Genomic DNA, 5,612 nt, shown 5'->3' with positions numbered 1-5,612 from the left:
ATTACGTTTCCGATAGTGCGCATTGTTTGATTTCCTTTATTTTTTGAAAGCTTAGTGAGGGATTGGTTAGGCGCGTGTGCACCCCGAACACCCAGTAACTCTTCCTGTTTATCGGCAAATTAAAGGCAACATTTAGTGTTGATAACAACATTTTGAGCTGTTACCAGACAGACCACACCAGGCCAGTATCGACACTGATTTTTTTGTGGTGTTCGACATAAGGTGTCGTATGGAACGAGCCGCAGCTCGGGAAGAAATCTTTGCCAAACGGATTGGTCAAGCGCTGGCGGCAGCGCGCAACGCGGCTTCATTGACTCAAGAACAGGTTTCGGCCGCATTGGATGTCAATACCGAGACGATCAGTCGCTTCGAGCGTGGTCACACGCTGCCACCGCTCGGGCGTCTCTTTGAGTTAGCGTCGCTGTATGGTGTGTTGCCGGAAACCCTGGTGGCTGGCGGGGCAGGGCGCTCCCTTGATCCGGGTCTTGACGTGTCGCTTCTCATCAACGATCTCTCCGAAGAGGATCGCGAATTCGTAAGGAGCTGGGTCGCTGCGATGTGCGCTCGCCTTTCGGACGGCAAGAAGCGTCGTAAATAGCCTGGTTGAGTTGCTCAATATTCTTCGGGCTTTAGACTTCGAGCCACGCCAGGTCATCGGTCTAATTCGCACTTCGCCCCGTTGCCGCGCTACCGCGTTAATCGCTGCCTAGCCAATAGGTAGGAAGGCGGCTTTTCCAAAAACGCGCTTGTCGGGCAAGATGTGGGCATTCTCACGGCAGAAAATCTGAGAAAGCTTGAGACTTCGCGCTGCCGGAATGTGTTTCTCGATATCGATACTGGCTTGCTTCACAATGGCCTGTCGATGAGAGTTAAACGTCGATTTCGGGAGGATCGCGTGAAGGTCGTGACCGTTTGACCAAAGCAGCAGGGTCGTCAGGAGCGGCCTGGACCGGACACGCGCAACCGCACGATTTATTGAAATCGGTGCGTCCATCGATAGCGCATTCAGTTCCGAAAGGTAAATCTCTTGTGCACGCTTGGCTGTCCACATCCGTCCGTTCGTCAGGTGATGTCGCTTCAGGTAAGTCTTCGATAGCTTCAATTCCGCACGGATTGTTGAAGCAGCGATTTCCACGAGTGAGCGCCAAATATTTCTCGCATCAGAGCCAACCACTGCCTTCAGATACGGAAAAGCCTTCGTCCGCTTATCTAGCAATTCCTGCTCTTTATCATAGAGGAGCCATTTCAAGCCGGAGTTCTCAGTACATAAGCGAACGCCTATTCCTTGATCAAGCCATTGCGGTTTGCATAATTTCATGGGCGACGTGCGCAGCAGATGACTGCAAATATCAAAGGAAGTGAGCCCATCAGAAAGTTTGAATCGGTGGGTGATGTCGATCGCTCGGATGGTGAATTCACCGGCGGACCACGCTTCACGTTGCTCTTGAGCATAGGGGATGTTTAAGCAATCCAAGGTTCCGCAGATAATAGAACTTGCGATAGCGCAAACATTGTTTGAGCCAAACATATTGTGACCCTGCAACACCTTTAGAGGTGAGCAGCGAATTGACACCGCATCTCGGTCGTTTAAAGAAATTACATGCACCGGACTTCCACACGAATTCAGTATAACCGTTTTCGAATACTGATTTTTCTTGTCGTCGGAGCCGTTCTCGAACTCTTTTACCCGAGTATTGCCGAATGGTTTGTGTTTGATGTAGACCAGAAGGTCGAGGAGATCGATCATTACTGAAAATGAGAGGGCAAGGTTGAAGGCGGACGCAAAAAATCAAGGAAAAACACAGCGAAAACAGATGGTGGCCGAAAATGGGTGGAGTTCGGCTAGTATGTGTTTGGTAGCCGTTTCCGCTGTTGTTGCGTCTTTGTGTCTGTTCCCTGTGGTCTACGTAGTCCGGTAGACCACAGGCAATCAGACGGTTTTGTTGAGAAAAGACTCTCGAAATGCATATGCCCTGAACCGCGCGCCACTACCACCGGGCACCTTGAACTGCTTGGACGGCTTCCCACCAGAGCCTTGTTCAATCCATCCTGATTCCTGCAAAGCTTCGTGAAATTCGCGCACGCCGTACTTTTCCTTGAGCAAGTCGAATGCTTCAGGTCTAACCAGAAGGAGGGCTTCCCCGTCTTTTGTCGGCATATACCGATAAGCGAACGGCGCATGTGCTTCGCGCTTGTTGTATTCGTCAAACGGGAAAATTTTCTTCTGTCGTTTTTGAATAATTTCGAGAACACGTTTGATGATCAACGAACCCGCCGAAGCTTGCGACGCGGAATATTCGGAAAACCAGTTCGAGAAACAAGCGCGTATAGATTGACCAATTACTTTTTTCGGCAAATCGATTACACCTGCATCCACGGCAACGTAACCGGCGAAGGCGGAAATCAAAAAATGATCCATGACGCGGAGGGCGATATTGTCGGAATCATCGAATGCCAGGTCAGCAGTGAGGCCATCGATGATTTTCGAGCGACGTTTTCTGTAATCGGATTTCAGTTGATCAACATGTTTTGCGACGTGTTCGACGAAAATAGGCCATGCAATACCGTAAGTTTTTCGCAGCGTTGCATTCAGATTTCGAATAAATGTCGCGCTGTCGGGACTGCCATGGGGATCGGAAACGACACCCCACGGGCCGTCTACCTGCAAGGTGATGAAGCGCGCAGCATGACCGCCTGTCGGCGTCTGGCCCGCGCGCCCCATGCGGTCCGCCAAGCTCTCTTCGCCTGCCGACAAAATGGTTGTTGCGAATGAAGGCAATTGCGCCTGAGTTCCTGTGGGATTTGCGCGATGCTTGTCGACGCCGTTCGTCAAATCATAGGTGAGCGGCGCAATGTCACGCGGATTCGCCTGGCCGATTTCGTCAAGAATCAACGGTAGATCGTTTCGCGCAACCGCGCTGGCGCGCAGGCCGTTGAGTGTGCCAGACCAGGTTGCCAATGGGTACGGTGAGCCGAGCAGTGCCTGGGCGAGACGCAAGGCAGTCGTCTTGCCGGTGCTTGAATGACCGACAAGAGACACGGCGAACGTAGACTGCCCGAGTGGTCGAAGCAGCGGAGCTGCGAGCGCAAAGCAAAGTGGCGCGACCAAGAGCGGATTGTTTTCGAGCAATTGCGTGCATGCTCGCCACGCTTCGATATCGCCAGAATGGTCAAATTTCGAATTGGCATCCGAGGGACGCTGCACCATTTCAGTAGATGTCGGGCCGAACAACTTATCGCCGAAGACGTACCCACAGCCACCAGAATAGAGCCACCCGTTTGCAATGACGCGCTTGAAAAGCGGGCGCGGTGCGAACGATTTCAAATACTGGACAACAGTCGTAGTGGCTTGGTCGTCGTCTTTAAGTCGTGCGCCGCTATCGAGCAGTTTCAGCTTCAGCTCACGCGGTTGGGCTAGGTCAGTCTCCAAAATTTCGATGCGCCTACTTCCCACTAGCGTTTCGATTTCCACAAGATGCGCTGGCGCGCCGCCATCGACATTCGTTACGTATCCGATACGATTGAGCGGCGAGCATACCCGGATCAGTTCGGGCTTGTCGGTGCGCACGTGACGGCCGTCTGCATCGTCCGTGTCTCGTCTGTCGTTTCGCATGGTTATTGCCTCCCCTGAATGCGCTCGTTGAGCCAATCCGATATTTCGGAGTCGGACCAGCCTACGCAGCGTTCAGTCAAGCGGATTTGGCGCGGAAAATGTCCTGCCGCCATCGCGGCATAAATTGTCGAGCGAGAGAGTCCCGTCATCCGAGATACATCGCGGAGGCGCAGGATGGTTTGCACGCCCGGGGGCGTATTGGTTGTACGGTCGTTCATCGGCGTGTCCAGGAGGTCAAGTTTGGGCGCAGTGAGAGAGGCACCTTCACTTGGTATTTACTGCCGCCGACCAGATTCACGCGGGACGAGTCAAAAATTTTTTTAGGGTGTACCCCTTGCGTGCCCGCGCGCGGTGACATCGGCGAGCACGACCAGTCGTTTTGCTAACTTCGCGCGCGTCGGTATACGCGCGCGATTAACGGGTGCTTTGCTCGACTGCGGCGGTTGGCTCATCGTTGCTGGGGCTGTGCGTAACGTTGACGTACAGTTGCGGCGCCCTAGGCGGAACAGTTATTTGCTCCTCGGTCGCAAATTTGTGCGGTGCTGTTCGCGAGTTGAAGGGTTCTAGGTTCCGGCGTTTGGGATGTCGACGTTAGTTCGCGGGGGTAAGAAAGTTGGGATCGTTGAATCGAACGAATCGAACAAGAGAAGTCGTCGACGCAGCAGGGCCCACGCGTTCGCGCGAAAATGAAGTGTGGCGGAGATCGGGAAGGGCAGGGGCAATATGCCGACGGCCGGTACGCAAGGACGCTGAAATTTTTGATCGAGACTGTGGACGGCCGGTGATACGCGACGGAGTGTGCTTCCGTCCACGGAATGGTCGGTGCCGCACCGACGATCACGAAGACGCTACGCCGCATCCTGTTTCCGTACGTCTTTGGGTGCCGAATGGGCGTCGAAGGGAAATAGTGAGGGGGATTTTGAGGGGAATTGAAAGTGTGTAATTCAATGATCCATGCCTGACAGGCGATAACGAGTAATTTACATAGAATGATCGAACATGTAGGCGATTTCGCGCTGGGTTCTTCAGCTCGAATTCAAAACCCCGGCGCCGTGAGGCGGCCGGGGTTTTTGTTTTGCAGCATTCAAACCGCATCCATATCAACTGCAAATTCCCGATCCCCTCGGTCAACTATCCGACTACTCGTTGGGGAAATTTCGCATCCTCGCTTCAGACCGATATTGAGACGTTCACCGTGCGGTGTCGGGTACGTTACGCCCGTCGAAAATCGCGCCAGCCCGACGGCGGCGCGCAGCCCCACGCTTGCCTACTCAATCCTAGTTCTCTGCCTGTGAGTGACAAAACGATGACCCACAAAGATTCCGTTGCCAATGTGTATGTTGCCACCCCCAGCTACGGCGCCGTCGTGACGACGGATTACACGCTCGGACTTCTCGACCTCTACGACGAGGCGGCTCAACGTGGCTTCGGCGTGCGGGTCAGCTTCAACAGCTTCGACAGTCTGATCACTCGCGCGCGCAACACCATGGTGGCGGAATTTCTCGCCGACGCCCGCTTCACGCATCTGATGTGGATCGACGGTGATATCGGCTTCAAAGGCGCGGACGTGGTACGCCTGCTGCAGGCCAACCGTCCTGTGGTGGCCGGTGTCTATCCGCTGAAAACCGACGGCTGGCCCGCGGCAGGTCTCGAGGAGGCATTGCCTGCCGGTTCGACAAAAGCCGATTTCCGCGCGCGCCATGCGATGTATCCCGCCGTGGTGCGCGGCGATGACGCGCTTGAGCCGGACGCCGATGGTTTTCTCGACGTGCTCTATGCGCCGACCGGATTCATGCTGATCAAGCGAGAGGTATTTGTCGCGCTAATGGAGCGCTTTCCCGAGCTCCACTGCCGGTCGACACTCGCGGGCCGTCCGGAGCTCGACGAGGGTGCACCCGCGGCATTCCTCTACGCGTTCTTCGACACCATGGTCGATCCCGACACGCGGATGTACCTTTCGGAAGACTACGCGTTCTGTCGTCTCATCGAACGTATCGGC

5 protein-coding genes are annotated in these 5,612 nt (G+C 54.5%); 2 read left to right on the top strand and 3 right to left on the bottom strand.

Annotated elements, in window-relative coordinates; all coding sequences use genetic code 11:
• The first annotated feature begins 229 nt into the window (after positions 1-229).
• A complete protein-coding gene (locus PQR53_RS38585) occupies positions 230-598 on the top strand; it encodes a helix-turn-helix domain-containing protein (protein WP_408465815.1) in 369 nt (122 codons plus the stop codon).
• Positions 599-706: 108 nt separating this feature from the next.
• Here the strand turns inward: PQR53_RS38585 and PQR53_RS38580 are convergent, their stop codons facing one another.
• From PQR53_RS38580 to PQR53_RS38570, 3 genes are all read right to left on the bottom strand, one after another.
• A complete protein-coding gene (locus tag PQR53_RS38580) occupies positions 707-1,747 on the bottom strand; it encodes a phage/plasmid replication protein, II/X family (RefSeq protein WP_408465813.1) in 1,041 nt (346 codons plus the stop codon).
• A gap of 183 nt (positions 1,748-1,930) precedes the next feature.
• The gene (locus PQR53_RS38575; RefSeq protein WP_408465811.1) at positions 1,931-3,613 is read right to left on the bottom strand and encodes a DUF927 domain-containing protein; all 1,683 of its coding nucleotides are present in this window, start codon (positions 3,611-3,613) and stop codon (positions 1,931-1,933) included.
• 2 nt (positions 3,614-3,615) lie between these two features.
• The gene (locus PQR53_RS38570) at positions 3,616-3,831 is read right to left on the bottom strand and encodes a helix-turn-helix transcriptional regulator (RefSeq protein WP_408465809.1); all 216 of its coding nucleotides are present in this window, start codon (positions 3,829-3,831) and stop codon (positions 3,616-3,618) included.
• An 857-nt stretch (positions 3,832-4,688) separates the two neighbouring features.
• Here PQR53_RS38570 and PQR53_RS38565 point away from each other — a divergent pair.
• Positions 4,689-5,612: hypothetical protein (locus PQR53_RS38565; protein WP_408465807.1), on the top strand; the 924-nt coding region annotated here is incomplete at its 3' end.

Origin of the sequence: Paraburkholderia fungorum, from assembly GCF_046027605.1 — a bacterium.
GTDB classification, from domain to species: Bacteria; Pseudomonadota; Gammaproteobacteria; order Burkholderiales; family Burkholderiaceae; genus Paraburkholderia; species Paraburkholderia fungorum_F.
The sequence above is the reverse complement of the archived record's forward strand: the minus strand, read 5'-3'. Positions and strand labels throughout refer to the sequence as shown.

Excerpts from the sequence above, each read along its gene's own strand:
- PQR53_RS38585 (WP_408465815.1), top strand. The coding sequence starts at position 230 with ATGGAACGAGCCGCAGCTCGGGAAGAAATCTTTGCCAAACGGATTGGT.
- PQR53_RS38580 (WP_408465813.1), bottom strand. The coding sequence starts at position 1,747 with ATGATCGATCTCCTCGACCTTCTGGTCTACATCAAACACAAACCATTC.
- PQR53_RS38570 (WP_408465809.1), bottom strand. The coding sequence starts at position 3,831 with ATGAACGACCGTACAACCAATACGCCCCCGGGCGTGCAAACCATCCTG.
- PQR53_RS38575 (WP_408465811.1), bottom strand. The coding sequence starts at position 3,613 with ATGCGAAACGACAGACGAGACACGGACGATGCAGACGGCCGTCACGTG.